This is a genomic window from Staphylococcus sp. GDY8P54P (genome assembly GCF_017892645.1).
Classification (GTDB): Bacteria; Bacillota; Bacilli; order Staphylococcales; family Staphylococcaceae; genus Staphylococcus; species Staphylococcus ureilyticus.
The window spans coordinates 833-3,168 of record NZ_JAESLN010000034.1 but is presented as its reverse complement, the minus strand read 5'-3'; the positions used below and the strand labels follow the sequence as shown (position 1 = coordinate 3,168).

Here is a 2,336-nt window from a genome sequence, read left to right as displayed (position 1 = left end):
TCTAATCATCCACTTGCCACTGGTATTGTTGATTTTGCTAAAGGCAAAAATATTTCATATGCTACTCCTCAAGAAGTTAATAATATTCCAGGTGTAGGCTTAGAAGGCACAGTTGATAATAAAAAACTCAAAATAGTGAATGTTTCTTATCTCGATAAAAGCAATTTTGATTATAATAAAGAACAATTTACGAATCTCGCTCAACAAGGGAATTCTATTAGTTATCTAATTCATGACCGACAAGTTATTGGTATTATCGCACAAGGCGATAAAATTAAAGAAAGTTCAAAACAAATGGTTTCGGATTTATTATCGAGAAACATTACGCCAGTCATGCTTACAGGCGATAATAAAGAAGTGGCACAAACAGTGGCTGAAGAATTAGGTATTAGTGATGTCCACGCGCAATTGATGCCCGAAGATAAAGAAAGTATTATCCAAGATTATCAAAGCAATGGTAGCAAAATCATGATGGTTGGTGATGGTATCAATGATGCGCCAAGCCTTATTAGAGCAGATATTGGTATGGCAATTGGCGCAGGGACAGATGTAGCTATTGAATCGGGGGATGTCATACTCGTTAAAAGTAATCCTTCTGATATTATCAATTTTTTGTCCCTTTCAAAAAATACGATGAAAAAAATGGTTCAAAATTTATGGTGGGGCGCAGGATATAACGTGATTGCAGTTCCTCTTGCAGCTGGTATATTAGCTTCTATTGGTTTAATATTATCACCTGCTGTGGGTGCAATACTTATGTCTTTAAGTACGATCATCGTAGCAATTAATGCATTTACATTAAAATTAAAATAAAAGAGGTAAATATAATGTATAAAAAAATGTTCACAATTTTAATTACGTTATTTTCTATAATGTTTATGGTTCCTAATGATACTTTTGCAGAAGGTAAGCACAACATGATGGACATGAAAGAAAATGATCAAAAGCGAAATGATATGATGGATATGAAAAGTCATGACGAAAGAAAAAATTTGAATTCTTCACAAGGAAAAAATGAAATAACATTTCCCAAAGTTTTAGATCCTAAAAAAGATAACAATGGTTATAAAAGTTATACATTAAAAGCGCAGAAAGGAAAGACAGAATTTTACAAAGGTAATTTCTCTAACACTTTAGGATACAATGGAAATTTACTTGGGCCAACTTTAAAATTAAAAAAAGGAGATAAGGTTAAAATTAAGTTAGTCAACAACTTAGATGAAAATACAACATTTCATTGGCATGGGTTAGAAATAGATGGAAAAGTGGATGGAGGCCCTTCTCAAGTTATAAAACCAGGAAAAGAAAAAACAATAAAATTTGAGGTTAAACAAGAGGCTGCTACATTATGGTATCATCCCCACCCCTCCCCAAATACAGCTAAACAAGTTTATAATGGTTTATCAGGGTTATTATATATAGAGGATGACAAAAAGAATAATTATCCTAGCAATTATGGGAAAAATGATTTGCCTATAATAATCCAAGATAAAACATTTGTATCTAAAAAATTAAATTATACAAAAACGAAAGATGAAGATGGTACTCAAGGTGATACAGTCCTTGTGAATGGGAAAGTAGATCCTAAATTAACAACAAAAGAAGGAAAAATACGTTTGAGACTTTTAAATGGCTCCAATGCTCGGGATTTAAATCTTAAGCTAAGTAATAATCAAAGTTTTGAATATATTGCTTCAGAAGGCGGCCATTTAGAAAAGACTAAAAAGTTAAAAGAAATTAATTTAGCTCCTTCAGCAAGAAAAGAAATAGTAATAGATTTATCTAAAATGAAAGAAGAAAAAGTCAATCTTGTTGATAATGATGAAACAGTAATTTTACCAATTATTAACAAAGAAAAAAGTACTAACAAAGACACTACTCCAAAAGTAGATAAAAAAATCAAATTAGAAGGTATGGACGATAATGTTACTATTAATGGCAAAAAATTCGATCCTAACAGAATAGATTTCACACAAAAGGTAAACCGGAAAGAAACTTGGGAAATTGAAAACGTCAAAGATAAAATGGGTGGTATGAAGCACCCGTTCCATATCCACGGAACGCAATTTAAAGTTTTATCAGTGGATGGGAAGAAACCTTCAGAAGATATGAGAGGCAAAAAAGACGTTATATCTCTGGAACCTGGACAAAAAGCCAAAATAGAAGTGGTTTTTAAAAATACTGGGACATACATGTTCCATTGTCACATACTTGAGCATGAAGATAATGGAATGATGGGACAAATAAAAGTAACAAAATAATTTATAAGGAGAATTCAATATGATGAAAAAATTGAGCTCAATTATAGTAGCTTCAGGATTAGTATTATCAGCTTG

The 2,336-nt window shown here is 31.7% G+C and carries 1 protein-coding gene and 1 pseudogene; both read left to right on the top strand.

Translation table 11 applies throughout. The annotated features are described in order from the left end of the window. Positions 1-813 (top strand): annotated as a pseudogene (gene copB / locus KA883_RS11130) (copper-translocating P-type ATPase CopB); the annotation flags it as partial. A gap of 14 nt (positions 814-827) precedes the next feature. Beyond that, on the top strand, positions 828-2,261 hold the full coding sequence (gene mco, locus KA883_RS11125; protein WP_000277153.1) for a multi-copper oxidase Mco: 1,434 nt from the start codon (positions 828-830) through the stop codon (positions 2,259-2,261). Positions 2,262-2,336: the final 75 nt, after the last annotated feature.

Coding starts and splice junctions, on each gene's coding strand:
- mco (WP_000277153.1), top strand. CDS start 828: ATGTATAAAAAAATGTTCACAATTTTAATTACGTTATTTTCTATAATG.